Genomic DNA, 14,907 nt, shown 5'->3' with positions numbered 1-14,907 from the left:
CCGCCTTGTGGGGCTTCTCTGGTAACATGTCGCGCATTCAAAACTGCCGTGACGACGCCAGCCAATGCCTGATGTATCCCGTTCCGCCGCCTCGCCTGAATCGAGCGCTCTGTTCAACGCCATGCAGCAGCATTTCCACAAGGTGATAGTGCCGCTATGGCAGGGCCCGGGTTGGAACCCGCAGTTGGCGTTGCCCTATGAGGCGCTGGACGCCGAGCATCGGCCGCTGCCACCGCAGCGCTATCGGGCCATGGCTTGCGCCCGGCAGTTGTATCTGTTTTCCCAATTGATCGGCGATGCCGCCGCGCCCTTTGCCCAGGAGCGCGCCGCCGCGCTGTTCCGCTCGCTGCAGCGGCACTTTCACGACGCAGAGCACGGCGGCTGGTTCTACAGCATCGACCCCGAAGGCGCGCCGCTGGATAGGCGCAAGGACCTCTACACCCACGCCTTCATCCTCTTCGCCTGCGCTCACTACTGGGCCAAGGTCCGCGAGCCGTTGGTGGAGTCGGTGCTCAACGCCGCCCTGGAAGTGGTAGCCCAGCGCTTCGCCCGCGGCGACGGGCTCTACGAAGCCAGCCTCGCCGAGGACTGGTGCATATTGGGTTCGGGGCCCCTGCAGAATCCACTGATGCACCTGGCCGAAGCCTTTCTCGCGATCCTGGCCGTACGCGAGGACGCTGCGGTGCAAGCCGCGTTGCTGGACCTGTGCCAGGCCATGCAGCAGCAGTTCATCGACCCCCAGCACGGGGTGATGATGGAGAAGCCCCTGGGAGCTGTGGATAACTGGTTCGAGCCGGGGCACCAGTTCGAGTGGTACTTCCTGCTGGCCTCATCACAGTTACTGCGCGGCAGCGCCCTGCACGCTTGCGTGGAACGAGCCTTCGCCTTTACCGAGCAACTGGGTGTCGAGCCCAAGAGCGGCGCCGTGTGCGCCATGCTCGAACTGCCGCCCCGAGCCGGCGTCAAGGACGCCACCCAGCGCATCTGGGCCCAGGCCGAGTACCTGCGCGCCCTGACCTTGCGTGCGGACAGCCAGACGCCCTTGCTGCGTCAGCTAAAGGCGCTGCAAGCGCATTTTCTGCATGCCGGGGGCTGGAATGAATGCCTGGATGCCAGCGGCGCGGTCAGCCGGCGGGATATGCCGTCGACCACGCCTTATCACCTGGCGACCTGTTATCGCGGGCTGGCGGAATATTTTGCCTGAAGCCCTTGGCCGGCAAGCCGGCTCCTACGCGGTGTTGTAGGAGCCGGCTTGCCGGCGAAACAGGCGCCGCCCATCAAGCGATCCACTTGCGATCCCCGGTAAAGCTGATGGTCAGCCAGCGCGCTGCGTCGGCCTCTCCCAACTGGCTGGAAATCTCCTCGCGCAAGCGGTCCAGAGTCGCTACATCCTGCAGCGGATAGTGCGCCGGCAAGACGATATGGATCTCGATGAACCGCGCCCGACCGTGCTTCTGCACGTAGCTGATGTAGTCGTCGAAACCATGGGCGGCCTTGGCCTGCTCCATCACATTGCGGACCTTTTCGTCCAACTGGTCCGGGGCGATCCCCAGCACATCACGCAGGGCCGGGCGCAGGATCTTCAGCGCCGGCGGCAACATGCTCAGGGCCAGCAGGATCAGGATCGCCGGGTCGACATACACCGCCCACTGGCCGTGTCCGTACTGCTTGAGCAGCAAGGCGATGATGAAGCTCACCAGCAGCCCCACCGATAGCATCGCGTCCACCAGCCAGCTGATGTTGTCGAACTGGATCAGCGACGACTTGAGCTTGCGGTTACGCCGGCGCACGTAGAAGAAGTAGGCGAACTCCGCCACGGCGAAAAACGCCGCATAGAAAATCACCAGCCCCAGCTCGACCTCGCGGCCACCGTTGATGATGCCGAACACCCCATTGAGGAAGGCGTAGATGGCAATGAGCATCAGGAAGCTGCCTTCGATCAGCAGCACCATGGGTTCCAGGTGCCAGAAGCCGAACTGGAAACGGTGGTTGCTTTCCTTGGCGATCAGCTTGGCGGTGATCAGCATCAGGACCTTGATGAAGGTGGCGATCAGCGAAAAAAATCCATCGAACAAGATGGATTGGGCGCCAGAAACAAAACCCGTGACGATACCGGCGATCGCCACGGCGAACATCAGTACGGTCGATTGTTTGAGCAGAGCCTGCTCACCTCGGTTACTCACGATTCCTCCTATCGAACTTCAAAAACGCCGCCTCGTGTGAGGCAGCGGCGAAATTTCTGGCGGGAATTCTAACCTGTCAGGGCTGACCACAAGCTGAAACGAATCAGCTTATGTGTATCCGAGTACAACTGTAGCCGCTGCCGAGCGATGGCGAGGCTGCGACCGCCTCCGCAGGAGGCGCAAGATCTTGCGGGCGCCGGAGGGCCCTGCGGCCCTGTCGCAGCCTGCGACAGCGGCTACAGGAGGCTCATGACTTGGCGTTGCGTTCGATGGCGAAACCGGCCCAGGTCTGGCTCACAGGCATCAGCTCCAGGCTGTTGATGTTGACGTGTGCCGGGGTATTGAGCACCCAGAAAATGGTGTCGGCGATGTCCTCGGGCTGGATCGGCTCGGCCCCGGCGTAGGTGGCGTCGTAGCGTGCCTGGTCACCGGCGAAGCGCACCAGGGAGAACTCGCTTTCGCACAGCCCCGGCTCGATGTTGGTGACGCGCACGCCGGTGCCCTGCAGGTCACAGCGCAGGTTCAGGGAGAACTGCTTGACGAAGGCCTTGCTCGCGCCATAGACGTGGCTGCCCGGGTACGGGTAGTTGCCGGCGATGGAGCCCAGGTTGACGATGCCTGCGCCGCGACCGTGGGCGATCAACCGTGGCAGCAGCAGGCGGGTGCTGTACATCAGGCCCTTGATGTTGGTGTCGACCATGGTGTCCCAGTCATCCAGGTCGCACTTGGGCGCCGGGTCCACGCCCAGGGCCAGGCCGGCGTTGTTGATCAGCCCGCGCAGCTTGCTGAACGAGGGCGGTAACTGGGCGATGGCCTCTTCCATGGCCTTGCGGTCCCGCACATCGAGCACCAGGCCATGCACTTCGGTCTGCTTGCAGAGCTCTGCGCACAGGGCGCTGAGGCGCTCCTCACGGCGGCCGGTCAGTACCAGGGACCAGCCGGCTGCGGCAAAGCGCCGGGCGCAGGCTTCGCCAAAACCGGAAGTCGCGCCCGTAATGAACAGTGTGGAAGTCATGGTGTTCTCCTTGCTGGGTGGCGAGCCGCCGTTTCGATAAAAAACGCTTCGCAGCATGCCCGGGCCGGCTCCTACCGGCAACCGCGCCGTTGGCCGTAAAGAGCCGCAAGCGGTGAGCGCGCCCGATGTTCGCTGTACAAAAAACACTCACCAGGCGCCAAGCCACGGGTTACATGGCCTGCAGCCATGTGCACGCACCTTATCCACAGGCCGGTCCACAGTCTTTGGGGGCAAGTGCAAAGGGCTGAAAGCCGCTATCCACAGGGCCTGCGCGGGTTCAGCAGAAGTTTTTTGCTTGACCCGGACCGCGGGTCCATGCAGCCGGCCCGGGCAAAGATGACCGCACGGTCAAGGTTGACAAGGCCAGAGGCCAGTAACTACGCCGCTCAGAGCCGTCTTTCCAGAGTTTAATCACAGACTTATCCACAGGCTTATCCCAACCCTTTTCCAGGTACAGCTGCGACAATAAAAAGGTTGACAAGCGCACCTTCAGCTCCCACAAAAAGCACCGATCAAAAAACAACCAATCGCCTGCAAGCCACGTGGTTAAAGGCTTGCAGCCAGCTACACCCACGTTACCCACAGCCCGCTCCACAGCAAACGGGGACAAGTCAAAACAGTGGAAAAACAACTGTTTGCAGCGTCTTTATGCCGCGTTAAAGCAGCTTGCCAGGAATGTTTTCCACAATTACCGGACACAGGCTTGGTGCAGGCGCAAAGCGCCAGTCGGCGCTCGGTGAAATCAGAAAGGCGGTCAGGCGGTCCCCTTCGCTGGCAAGCCAGCGCCTACAGGGGAGGACGGGATGGGGTGGGCATAACAATGCCCCGGCGGCGCGGGCCGGCGGGGCATGCTTTATCCACAGAGCGGACGGTCAGTGGCCGCCCAGGTAAGCGTTGCGCACCTCCTCGTTGACCAGCAGTTCCTTGCCGGTGCCGCTCAGGCGGATCTCGCCGTTGACCATCACGTAGGCGCGGTCCGAGAGCTTCAGCGCGTGGTTGGCGTTCTGCTCCACCAGGAAGATGGTCATGCCGGTGGCCGCCAACTCCCTCAAGGTGGCGAAGATCTGCTTCACCACGATGGGCGCCAGGCCCAGGCTCGGCTCATCCAGCAGCAGCAACTTGGGCCGGCTCATCAATGCCCGGGCAATGGCCAGCATCTGCTGCTCGCCGCCAGACATGGTCATGGCCCGCTGGGTACGCCGCTCCTTGAGGCGGGGAAACAGCTCGAACATGCGCTGCATGTCCTCATTGGCGTACTTGTCGCCAATGGGGATGGTGCCCATCAGCAGGTTTTCCTCCACGGTCATGTCGGGGAACACCCGACGCCCTTCCGGGGACTGGGCGATACCGTTGGAGGCGATGTAGTGGGACGACTTGTGGGTGATGTCCACACCGCGATAGAGAATCTGCCCGGACTCCGCCCGGGGCTGGCCGAAGATCGACATCAGCAGGGTCGACTTGCCGGCGCCGTTGGAGCCGATCAGGCTCACGGTTTCCCCTTCGTTAATGTGCAGCGAGACTTTCTTCAGGGCCTGGATCGGGCCGTAGTACACGTCCAGGTCCTTGAGTTCGAGGATAGGTTGAGTCATGCCAGTTCCTCTTCGTCGGCACCCAGGTAGGCGGCAATCACTTTCGGATCATTGCGGATCGCCTCCGGGCCGCCCTCGGCGATCACGTTGCCGTGGTCGAGCACCACGATGTGGTCGGAAATACTCATCACCATGCCCATGTCGTGTTCGATCAGCACCACGGTCAGGTCGTGCTCGTCGCGCAGCAGCCGGATCATTGCGCTCAGCGCCTCGGTTTCCTGGGGGTTGAGGCCGGCGGCCGGCTCGTCGAGGCAGATGATCTGCGGCCGGGTGCACATGGCCCGTGCGATCTCCAGGCGCCGTTGCTGGCCGTAGGACAGCTCGCCGGCCAGGCGGTTGGCGCAGTCCACCAGGTCCACCACCTCCAGCCAGTAGAAGGCATGGTCCAGGGCGGCGCTTTCCGCCTTGCGGTAGCCCTTGGTGTTGAGGATGCCCGCCAGCAGGTTGCGGTTGACCCACATGTGCTGGGCCACCAGCAGGTTTTCCACCACGGACATTTCCTTGAACAGGCGAATGTTCTGGAAGGTCCGCGCCAGTCCGGCACGGTTCACCAGGTGGGTGCCGCCGAACATCTTGTAGTACAGGCGGCTGGCGAAGCTTTTCGGCGAGACGAAGTCGGTGGCGCGAAAGGGCTCGCCCAGGAGCTTGATGACGTTGGTCTGCCGGCCCCGGGTATTGAGCTCGATGCGCCCGCCGGAGGCCTTGTAGAAGCCGGTCAGGCAGTTGAACACCGTGGTCTTGCCGGCGCCGTTGGGGCCGATCAGGGCGAAGATCGAGTTGCGCTTGACCTTCAGGCTGACGTCGCTGAGGGCCTTGATGCCACCGAAGTGCATCATCAGGTTTTCGACCGAAAGAATGTATTCGCTCATGGCGCGTTCCCCTCAGTCAGAGCACCTTTGCGTGGAGTGACGCCAGTACGGCTGATGCGGATCAGCCCTCGCGGTCGCCAGATCATCATCAACACCATGAGAATGCCGAACAGCAGCACCCGGTACTCGGAGAAGCTGCGCAGCAACTCCGGCGCCACAGTCAGCACGAAGGCCGCGATCACCACGCCCACCGTCGAGCCCATGCCCCCCAGCACCACGATGGCCAGGATCAGCGCCGATTCGAAGAAGGTGAACGACGACGGGTTGACGAAGCCCTGGTAGCTGGCGAAGAACACCCCGGCCAGGCCGGCGGTGGAAGCACCGATGGTGAAGGCCGAGAGTTTGACCAGCACATGGTTCAGGCCCATGGCGCGGCAGGCGATCTCGTCTTCACGCAGGGCTTCCCAGGCCCGCCCCACGGGCATGCGGGTCAGCCGGTGCTTGATGTAGAGCACCAGCAGCACCACCAGGAACAGCACGATGTAGATGAACAGGAATTTCAGGTTGGGGTTGTATTCCAGGCCGAAGAACTCATGAAACGGCACCCCGCCGTCCTTGGCCTTGCGGCCGAACTCCAGGCCCAGGAAAGTCGGCGACGGTACCGGCATGCCGTTGGGGCCACCGGTGAAGGACAGCCAGTTATTGAGCACCAGGCGGATGATCTCGCCGAAGCCCAGGGTCACGATGGCCAGGTAGTCGCCGTGCATCCTCAGCACCGGGAAGCCCAATATGCACCCCGCCAGGGCCGCGGCAATCGCCGCCAGGGGCAGCACGGTCCAGAAGCCCAGGCCCAGGTACTGGTAACCCAGGGCCAGGCCGTAGGCGCCGATGGCGTAGAACGCCACGTAACCCAGGTCCAGCAGGCCCGCCAGCCCCACCACGATGTTCAGCCCCAGGCCCAGCAGTACGTAGATCAACCCGAGAATGACCACGGTCAGCAGGTACTTGTTGGCGAAGAACGGAAACACGATGGCGATCACGATCAGGGCCGGGATGATCCAGCGCAGCCGCGACTTGTAGTCCGGCGCCAGCACATGCACGCCGGAGCCGGTGCTTTCAAAGCCCTGGAGAATCTTCAGGCCCTTGGGGGTTTGCAGGAACAGGCTCAGGGCCAGCCGGCCGGCCATGACAATGGCTACCAGCCAGGCCACGCGAGTCGGCTGCAGGTTGAAACTGTAGCCATCGAGCACCACACCCACGATGGGGCCAAACACGATCAGCGAGATCAGCCCGGCCAGCACGGCGTCGATGACGCTCTTTTTGATATCAATCGGTTTATTGGCAGCAGACATACTTACACCTTCGCCACGAGTGGGCGACCCAGCAGGCCTTGGGGACGGAAGATCAGGATCAGCACCAGCAGCGAGAAACTGAACACGTCTTTGTAGTCGGAGTTGATCAAGCCGGAGAACAGCGACTCGGAGATGCCGAGGATGATCCCGCCGAGCATCGCCCCAGGCAACGAGCCGATGCCGCCGAGTACCGCCGCGGTGAACGCCTTGATGCCGATGACGAAGCCGGCATAGAAGTCGAACGTGCCGTAGTTCATGGTGATCAGCACCCCGGCCAGGGCCGCCATGGCCGCGCCGATGACGAACACGTAGGAGATCACCCGGTCGGTGTTGATGCCGAGGATCGAGGCCATCTTGCGGTCTTGCTGGGTGGCCCGGCACATACGCCCGAGCTTGGTGTACTTGATGATGTAGGTGAGCAGTGCCATGCCGGCGAACGCCGCCACCAGGATGAAGATCTTGGTGTAGGTAAGCTGCACGAAGCCTGTGCCGATATCGACTTTCCAGGCCCCGGCCAGCAGGGTCGGAACCCCTTGCTGCTTGGCGCCCTGGCTGATCTGCGCGTAGTTCTGCAGGATCAGCGAAATGCCGATGGCGCTGATCAGCGGCGCCAGGCGGGTGGAGTTGCGCAGGGGTTTGTAGGCCACGCGCTCGATGACCCAGCCATAGATCCCCGTCACCACGACGGTGAAGATCAGCGTGCCGAGAATGAGTAGCGGGAAGGATTCAATGCCGAAATAGGCCAGCAGAGCCAGACTGATTGCCGCGAGGTAGGCGGAAATCATGTAAACCTCGCCGTGGGCGAAGTTGATCATGCCGATGATGCCATAGACCATTGTGTAGCCGATGGCGATCAGACCGTAGACGGACCCGAGGGTCAGCCCATTGATCAGTTGCTGCAGGAAAATACCATCCATAACGCAATCTCACGGACTTGAGAGACTGCACAGGCCGTCGACGCCGGACAGGGATCACCCGTCTGCGCAACACGTCCGTTGTGCAGCTCTACGAGAAAAGGCAAGTACTGCACGAGCAGGGACCGGTACCAGGGGGGGTACCGGCCCGTTCGGACTCATGTCACTTCTGTTTTTCCAGCTGGTGGTACTTGCCGTCCTTGTCCCACTGATAGACCACGTAGTCGGAAACCTTGAGGTCACCCTTGGCGTCCCAGGACTTCTCGCCCATCACGGTTTTCACCGGATTGGCCTTGAGCCATTTGGCCGCATCTTCGCCCTTGTTGGACTTGGCGCCGCCGAAGCCGGCCGCCAGGGCCTGGATCGAGGCATAAGCGTACAGGGTATAGCCCTCTGGCTCGGTGCCGGCCTTGCGGAAGGCATCCACCACGGCCTTGCTGTCTGGCAGCAGGCGCGGGTCGGCGCCGAAGGTCATGTACACGCCGTCAACGTATTGCGGGCCACCGGCGGTGGTCACCAATTCGTCGGTAACGATGCCGTCGTCGGACATGAACTTGACGTCCTTCAGGCCCTGCTCGCGCAGTTGGCGTACCAGCGGACCGGCTTCCGGATGCAGGCCGCCGAAGTACACCACGTCGGCGCCGGCGGCGCGGATCTTGGTCACCACGGCGCTGAAGTCTTTCTCGCCACGGGTCAGGCCCTCGTACAGCACCGGGGTCACGCCGCGCTTGGTCAACTGTGCCTTGGTGGCATCCGCCAGGCCCTGGCCGTAGGTGTCCTTGTCGTGCAGCACCACGACTTTCTTGCCCTTGAGCACATCGATGATGTAGTCACCGGCGACGATGCCCTGCTGGTCGTCACGCCCGCACATGCGGAACATCGCGGAGAGGCCACGCTCGGTGACCTGGGGGTTGGTGGAGCCCGGGGTGATGGCAATCACACCGGCGTCGCTGTACACCTCGGAAGCCGGAATGGTCGACGAGGAGCAGAAGTGCCCGACCACGCCAGCCACCTTGTCCTGGTCCACCAGGCGGTTGGCCACTGCCACCGCCTGCTTGGGTTCACAGGCGTCATCGCCCTTGACCAGGACGATCTTCTCGCCATTGACCCCGCCCTTGGCGTTGATCTCGTCAGCCGCTGCCTGTGCACCCTTCATGTACTGCTCGCCAAATGCCGCGTTGGCGCCTGTCATGGGACCCGCTACACCGATCTTCAGGTCGGCTTGAGCAAACGCAGAAACACCCAGCGCAGTTGCCACTGCGAGGGCCAGAAAGCCTTTCTTGTAAAACGTCTGGGACATGAGGTGGTGCTCCAAGGTTTTTTTAGTTGGCACTGCGACTTCACTAAGGTTGCTCAGAGCAAGCGCCGTGCCAGTGGTTTTTTATTCTGAAAAAAGTCGCTGTCTTATTGTTATTTCGACTGTTTCGAGCCCTTTTTTATTGGGCGTGCAACCGTCTAAACCGCGGAAGGTGAAACCCTGCTTTTTAATGGGCGCAACCCATGCGTGCCATCATTGCAACCGCGACACAATTCAACGTGCAACCCTGCTGTAACAGCTCGCGTCACCGAACTGCACACTGCTGGTGCGAGACTGCTACGAGCCGCACCATTACAGGCTAGTCGCTGCATCGAAAAGCGTCGTCGGCCGCCCACTATTTCCTTGTTCAGATCACAATTCGCAGGCACTGGCCCGCGTGGTAGAGGGAGAAGCCGGCTTCGTACAGGCAACTGCGCAAGCCCACGCCGGCCAGGGGCTGCATGGCTGCGAAGGGGATCGGCAGGGCCTGGGGGTCGCCGTTGCACAGGTAGTCGGCGAAGGCCTTGCCCACCACGGTTCCGGTGGTCACGCCCCGGCCGTTGTAACCGGTGACAGCCACCAGGCCCGGGGCCGGCTCGAACAGGCGCATCAGGTGGTCGGGGGTGAAGGCGATGCAGCCGGTCCAGGTGCATTCCCACTCCACCGGCTTGAGGTACGGGAAGTAATGCTGCTGTACGCGGTCGGCCCAGGCCTTGAGGAACCACAAGGGCTTCTGGCTGCCATTGCCCAGGCTGCCCAGCAACAGGCGGCCCTCGGCATCCCGGCGGATGCTGCTGAGCACCTGTCGGGTATCCCAGGAGCCCTGGCCCCCGGGCAGGATCTGCCGGGCCGCTTCTTCGGTCAGGGGCGCGGAAGCCACCTGGTAGTAGTAGCCGGGGAAGAAGTTGCGCCGCAGCTCGGTCCAGTCGCCTTCGGTGTAGGCGTTGGAGGCGATCACCACCTGCTCGGCCAGCACCGAGCCCTGCTCGGTCTGCACCGACCAGCGCTGGCCCTGGCGCTCCAGGCGGGTGACCGGGGAATGGTCGAACAGACGCCCGCCCAATTCCGTCGCCGCCCTGGCCAGGCCGCTGACGTAAGCCATGGGGTTGAGGGTTCCCGCCCGCCGGTCGAGCAGGGCCGCGGCAATCTTGCGAGTGCCGGTGGCCGCCTCGCACGCCGCGCCGGTCAGCAACTCCACCGGGGCCCCGCGACGTTTCCACTGTTCTTCACGGCTGCGCAGATCGGCCTCGCCCCGGGCGTTGTGGGCCATGTGCAAAGTGCCTTCGCGGCGCAGCTGGCAATCGATGTGGTACTTGTCCACCAGGCTGAACACCAATGACGGCGCCGCGCCGAGCATGCGGTTGAGCTGGCTGCCCACCTGCTCGCCGAAACCGGCCTCGATCTCGTCCGGCGGGATCCACATGCCGGCGTTCACCAGCCCGACGTTGCGCCCTGAACCGCCGTGCCCCGCGCGATGGGCTTCGACCACACAGACCCGCTTGCCCTGCTCCAGCAAATGCACGGCGGCCGACAGCCCGGTGAAGCCGGCGCCGATGATGCACACATCCGCCGTCAGCTCGCCCTTGAGCGGCGCTCTGTCAGGCCGTTGCGGGGTGAGTGTTTCCCACAGACATTGTTCTTGTAGCGCCATTGCCAGACTCCGAAATCAACGAACCACAGACGCTGAAACGCACTTGCCGCTGTTCGCCAGCAAGCTGGCTCCTACAAACCTCCCCGTAGGAGCGAGCGTGCTCGCGAAAAGACTTAATCGAAGGTGATGCCCTGGGCCAGCGGCAGCTCCCGGGAGTAGTTGACGGTGTTGGTCTGGCGCCGCATGTAGCCGCGCCAGGCATCGGAGCCGGATTCGCGACCGCCGCCGGTTTCCTTCTCGCCGCCGAAGGCGCCGCCGATCTCTGCGCCGCTGGGGCCGATGTTGACGTTGGCGATGCCGCAGTCGCTGCCCACCGCCGACATGAACTGCTCGGCTTCACGCACGTCGGTGGTGAAGATGCAGGACGACAGGCCCTGAGGCACGGCGTTGTTCAGGCGCAGCGCTTCTTCGAAGTCGTTGTAGCCGATCACATAGAGGATCGGCGCGAAGGTTTCGCTGCACACCACCTCGCTCTGCGAGGGCATTTCGACGATGGCCGGCGACACGTAGTAGGCGTTGGGGAACTGGTCCTGCAACTGGCGCTGGCCGCCGAAGACCCGGCCGCCCTCGCTCAGGGCCTGCTCCAGGGCATCCTGCATGGCCTCGAAACTGTGCTTGTCGATCAGCGGGCCGATCAGGTTGCCTTCCAGCGGATGGCCGATGCGCACCTTGGAATAGGCCGTCTTGAGGCGGCTGATGATTTCCTCTTTCACCGACTCGTGGGCAATCAGGCGACGCAGGGTGGTGCAACGCTGGCCGGCGGTACCCACGGCGCTGAACAGGATGGCGCGCACCGCCATGTCCAGGTCGGCGCTGGGGCCGAGAATCATGGCATTGTTGCCCCCCAGTTCGAGAATGCTGCGGGCAAAACGCGCGGCCACCTTGGGCGCCACTTCGCGGCCCATACGGGTACTGCCGGTGGCGCTGATCAGGGCCACCCGCGGATCGTCCACCAGGGCGGCACCGGCATCACGGCCGCCGATGATCACCTGGCTCAGGTATTCGGGAGCATCCTGGAAGTTCTTCAACACGCGCTCCAGCAGCGCCTGGCAGGCCAGGGCGGTGAGCGGGGTCTTTTCCGAGGGTTTCCAGATCACCGGGTTGCCGCAGACCAGCGCCAGGGTGGTGTTCCAGGCCCAGACCGCTACCGGGAAGTTGAAGGCGCTGATCACCCCGACAACCCCCAGGGGATGCCAGGTTTCACGCATGTGATGGCCCGGGCGCTCGGAGGCGATGGTCAGGCCGTAGAGCTGGCGCGACAGGCCGACGGCGAAGTCGCAGATGTCGATCATTTCCTGCACTTCCCCCAGGCCTTCCTGGGTGATCTTGCCGGCTTCCCAGGACACCAGCTCCCCCAGGTCGGCCTTGTACTCGCGCAGCACCTCGCCGAATTGCCGCACCAGCTCGCCGCGACGGGGTGCCGGCACCTTGCGCCACAGGGCGAATGCATGCTCTGCGCGACTGACCTGCTGCTCCACCTCGGCGGCGCCCTGCCAGTTCACCGCGGCGATCCGGCTGCCGTCGATGGGCGAGTGCACAGGCTGGGTGCCCGACTGGTACAGGGCCGGGTTGACACCCAGACGATCAAGCAATGCGGCAACCATGGGGTTACTCCTTACAGATGAAAGCGAAAGAACCAGGCCGCTGCGACGGCCATCAAGGCTAGTAGTTGTAGCTGGCCCGAGACTTGCCAACAAACGACCTTTAAGCGAGATATCATTCCGTTTATTCATGCTGAGCCGCTCGCTGGCACCCATAAGAACAAGGACCACCCATGCTCAACAAACGCTACTTGCCGTCGATCACCGCCCTGCAGTGCTTCGAGGCCGTGACCCGGCACCTGAGCTTCACCCGTGCGGCCGAAGAGCTCAACCTGACCCAGAGCGCGGTGAGCAAGCAAGTGGCGCAACTGGAAGAGCTGCTGCAACACCTGCTGTTTCGTCGGGTACGGCGGCGCCTGCAACTGACTCCGGCCGGCGACCTGTACCTGGTGGAGGTGCGCAAGATCCTCACCCAGGTGGAGATGTCTACCCATTACCTGCGTTCCTACGGCGGCGAGACCGAAGTCCTACGAGTCTCCACGCCCTACACTTTTGGCGCCCGCTGGCTGGTGCCGCGCCTCAAGGGCTGGCGACTGCGCCACCCGCACATCCACCTGGACCTGTGCAATGAGCAAGAGCCTGACGAACTGCTCCAGGGCCATGCCGACCTGGCCTTCTACTTTGGCCAGGGTTCACGCCCCGGCACCGAGAGCCTGAAGCTGTTCAGCGAAGAGCTGGTGGCGGTCTGCGCCCCTGACAGCCTGCCCGCCGAGCCCTTGACCGACCCCAGGCAACTCACTGAACTGGTGCTGTTGCAAAACGCTTCACGGCCCCAGGGCTGGCACGAATGGTTCGACCAACAGGGCTACCAGACCGAGCACAGCTACCACGGCCCACGCTTCGAAACCTTCTATATGTGCATCCGTGCGGCCCAGGTCGGCTGCGGGGTCGCCCTGCTGCCACGTTTTCTGGTGGAAGAAGAACTGGCTGAAGGCAAGCTGGTGATCGCCTGGGAATACGCCATGCCCAGCCAGGACGCCTATTACCTGGCCTACCCCGAACACTCGGCGGAAGTGCCCAAGGTCCGGGACTTCGTGCGCTGGATGCTCGAACACAACGACTCGCCCCTCCCGTAGGAGCCGGTTTGCCGGCGATGGGGCCCTTGAGCCCTGCTCAAGACTGAAGATCCGTTCGCTGGCAAGCCAGCTCCTACGGCCGGAGAATGGCCCGCCACAAAAAACACTGGCAAAGCGCTGCGCGTCTATGCGCCACTAGCGCCTTCATTGAAAGAGCTGAATGCCGCACTTGTCCGTCGCGGCCAGCATGGAGATTCCCGTTATGAGCGAGAGTGTGTTTGCCGATCGCATCGTGCAGAACCTGCTCGACACCGACTTCTACAAACTGACCATGATGCAGGCGGTGCTGCACAACTACCCCAACGTCGAGGTGGAATGGGAGTTTCGTTGCCGTAACAGCGAGGACCTGCGGCCCTATCTGGCAGAGATCCGCTACCAGTTCGAGCGCCTGGCGGATCTGAGCCTGAGCGCCGACCAGTTGGGCTTTCTCGAACGGATCAGCTTCCTCAAGCCGGATTTCCTGCGCTTTCTCGGGCTGTTTCGCTTCAACCTGCGCTACGTGCATACCGGCATCGAGGACGGCGAGCTGTTTATCCGCCTGCGCGGCCCCTGGCTGCACGTGATCCTGTTCGAAGTGCCGATGCTGGCCATCATCAGCGAGGTGCGCAACCGCTACCGCTATCGCGAGATCCAGCTGGTCCAGGCCCGCGAGCAGCTGTACCGCAAGTTCGACTGGCTGACCGCCAACGCCAGCAGCGAAGAACTTTCCGAGCTGCAAGTGGCGGATTTCGGCACCCGCCGACGCTTTTCCTACCGAGTCCAGGAAGAAGTAGTGAACGTGCTCAAGCACGATTTCCCCGGACGTTTTGTCGGCACCAGCAACGTGCACCTGTCCCGGGAACTGAACATGAAACCCCTGGGCACCATGGCCCACGAATGGATCATGGCCCACCAGCAACTGGGGCCGCGGCTGATCGACAGCCAGATCGCCGCCCTCGACTGCTGGGTCCGCGAATACCGTGGCTTGCTGGGCATCGCCCTGACGGATTGCATCACCACCGATGCCTTCCTCGGCGATTTCGACCTGTTCTTCGCCAAGCTGTTCGACGGCCTGCGCCACGACTCCGGCGACCCGATCCTCTGGGCGGAAAAGGCCATCGCCCACTACCACAAGCTGGGCATCGATCCGATGAGCAAGACCCTGGTGTTCTCCGACAGCCTGAGCCTGCCGCGCGCCCTGGAAATATTCCGTGCGCTGCGGGGGCGGATCAATGTCAGCTTCGGCATCGGCACCAACCTGACCTGTGACATTCCCGGTGTCGAGCCGATGAGCATCGTGCTTAAAATGGCTGCCTGCAATGGCCAGCCCGTCGCCAAGATCTCCGATGAAGCGGGCAAGACCCATTGCAAGGATCCGAACTTCGTCGCTTACTTGCGCCACGTTTTCCAAGTACCTGCCCAACCTGGCAAGGAGTGAATC

General features: G+C 62.9%; 12 protein-coding genes. 3 read left to right on the top strand and 9 right to left on the bottom strand.

What is annotated here, in order from left to right:
- The first annotated feature begins 64 nt into the window (after positions 1-64).
- Positions 65-1,204, top strand: coding sequence for an AGE family epimerase/isomerase (locus BM382_RS22420; RefSeq protein WP_072443927.1), 1,140 nt, complete (start codon positions 65-67; stop codon positions 1,202-1,204).
- 73 nt (positions 1,205-1,277) lie between these two features.
- Here BM382_RS22420 and BM382_RS22415 read toward each other — a convergent pair whose 3' ends face one another.
- The 9 genes from BM382_RS22415 to BM382_RS22370 form a co-directional block, all read right to left on the bottom strand.
- Positions 1,278-2,183, bottom strand: coding sequence for a cation diffusion facilitator family transporter (locus BM382_RS22415; RefSeq protein WP_011058972.1), 906 nt, complete (start codon positions 2,181-2,183; stop codon positions 1,278-1,280).
- A gap of 247 nt (positions 2,184-2,430) precedes the next feature.
- Complete coding sequence (locus BM382_RS22410; protein ID WP_072443925.1) at positions 2,431-3,198, bottom strand: SDR family oxidoreductase; 768 nt, start codon at positions 3,196-3,198, stop codon at positions 2,431-2,433.
- Positions 3,199-4,070: 872 nt separating this feature from the next.
- Positions 4,071-4,787: an ABC transporter ATP-binding protein gene (locus tag BM382_RS22400; protein WP_011058970.1), complete on the bottom strand. Its 717-nt coding sequence runs from the start codon at positions 4,785-4,787 to the stop codon at positions 4,071-4,073.
- A complete protein-coding gene (locus tag BM382_RS22395) occupies positions 4,784-5,656 on the bottom strand; it encodes an ATP-binding cassette domain-containing protein (RefSeq protein WP_011058969.1) in 873 nt (290 codons plus the stop codon). The genes BM382_RS22400 and BM382_RS22395 overlap by 4 nt, the downstream gene beginning before the upstream one ends.
- Complete coding sequence (gene livM, locus BM382_RS22390) at positions 5,653-6,948, bottom strand: high-affinity branched-chain amino acid ABC transporter permease LivM (RefSeq protein ID WP_011058968.1); 1,296 nt, start codon at positions 6,946-6,948, stop codon at positions 5,653-5,655. The genes BM382_RS22395 and livM overlap by 4 nt, the downstream gene beginning before the upstream one ends.
- Positions 6,949-6,950: 2 nt before the next feature.
- A complete protein-coding gene (locus tag BM382_RS22385; RefSeq protein WP_011058967.1) occupies positions 6,951-7,865 on the bottom strand; it encodes an ABC transporter permease subunit in 915 nt (304 codons plus the stop codon).
- A gap of 160 nt (positions 7,866-8,025) precedes the next feature.
- On the bottom strand, positions 8,026-9,162 hold the full coding sequence (locus BM382_RS22380; protein ID WP_011058966.1) for a branched-chain amino acid ABC transporter substrate-binding protein: 1,137 nt from the start codon (positions 9,160-9,162) through the stop codon (positions 8,026-8,028).
- Between the two features lie 364 nt (positions 9,163-9,526).
- The gene (locus BM382_RS22375; protein ID WP_011058965.1) at positions 9,527-10,810 is read right to left on the bottom strand and encodes an L-pipecolate oxidase; all 1,284 of its coding nucleotides are present in this window, start codon (positions 10,808-10,810) and stop codon (positions 9,527-9,529) included.
- 113 nt (positions 10,811-10,923) lie between these two features.
- The gene (locus BM382_RS22370; protein ID WP_072443923.1) at positions 10,924-12,414 is read right to left on the bottom strand and encodes an L-piperidine-6-carboxylate dehydrogenase; all 1,491 of its coding nucleotides are present in this window, start codon (positions 12,412-12,414) and stop codon (positions 10,924-10,926) included.
- A gap of 170 nt (positions 12,415-12,584) precedes the next feature.
- Here BM382_RS22370 and BM382_RS22365 point away from each other — a divergent pair, with 170 nt between their 5' ends.
- Together BM382_RS22365 and pncB are read left to right on the top strand one after the other, a co-directional pair.
- Complete coding sequence (locus BM382_RS22365; protein WP_015633948.1) at positions 12,585-13,487, top strand: LysR family transcriptional regulator; 903 nt, start codon at positions 12,585-12,587, stop codon at positions 13,485-13,487.
- Positions 13,488-13,689: 202 nt separating this feature from the next.
- Positions 13,690-14,904 carry a nicotinate phosphoribosyltransferase gene (gene pncB / locus BM382_RS22360; RefSeq protein WP_011058962.1) on the top strand — a complete coding sequence of 405 codons (1,215 nt, stop codon included), beginning with the start codon at positions 13,690-13,692 and terminating at the stop codon, positions 14,902-14,904.
- The last annotated feature ends 3 nt before the right edge of the window (positions 14,905-14,907 follow it).

The organism is Pseudomonas sp. NFPP25, from assembly GCF_900116505.1.
Lineage (GTDB): Bacteria > Pseudomonadota > Gammaproteobacteria > Pseudomonadales > Pseudomonadaceae > Aquipseudomonas > Aquipseudomonas protegens.
Note: the sequence above shows the minus strand (reverse complement) of the source record. Positions and strands in the feature narration are given on the sequence as shown.

Excerpts from the sequence above, each read along its gene's own strand:
- BM382_RS22420 (WP_072443927.1), top strand. The coding sequence starts at position 65 with ATGCCTGATGTATCCCGTTCCGCCGCCTCGCCTGAATCGAGCGCTCTG.
- BM382_RS22410 (WP_072443925.1), bottom strand. The coding sequence starts at position 3,198 with ATGACTTCCACACTGTTCATTACGGGCGCGACTTCCGGTTTTGGCGAA.
- BM382_RS22400 (WP_011058970.1), bottom strand. The coding sequence starts at position 4,787 with ATGACTCAACCTATCCTCGAACTCAAGGACCTGGACGTGTACTACGGC.
- BM382_RS22395 (WP_011058969.1), bottom strand. The coding sequence starts at position 5,656 with ATGAGCGAATACATTCTTTCGGTCGAAAACCTGATGATGCACTTCGGT.
- livM (WP_011058968.1), bottom strand. The coding sequence starts at position 6,948 with ATGTCTGCTGCCAATAAACCGATTGATATCAAAAAGAGCGTCATCGAC.
- BM382_RS22385 (WP_011058967.1), bottom strand. The coding sequence starts at position 7,865 with ATGGATGGTATTTTCCTGCAGCAACTGATCAATGGGCTGACCCTCGGG.
- BM382_RS22380 (WP_011058966.1), bottom strand. The coding sequence starts at position 9,162 with ATGTCCCAGACGTTTTACAAGAAAGGCTTTCTGGCCCTCGCAGTGGCA.
- BM382_RS22375 (WP_011058965.1), bottom strand. The coding sequence starts at position 10,810 with ATGGCGCTACAAGAACAATGTCTGTGGGAAACACTCACCCCGCAACGG.
- BM382_RS22370 (WP_072443923.1), bottom strand. The coding sequence starts at position 12,414 with ATGGTTGCCGCATTGCTTGATCGTCTGGGTGTCAACCCGGCCCTGTAC.
- BM382_RS22365 (WP_015633948.1), top strand. The coding sequence starts at position 12,585 with ATGCTCAACAAACGCTACTTGCCGTCGATCACCGCCCTGCAGTGCTTC.
- pncB (WP_011058962.1), top strand. The coding sequence starts at position 13,690 with ATGAGCGAGAGTGTGTTTGCCGATCGCATCGTGCAGAACCTGCTCGAC.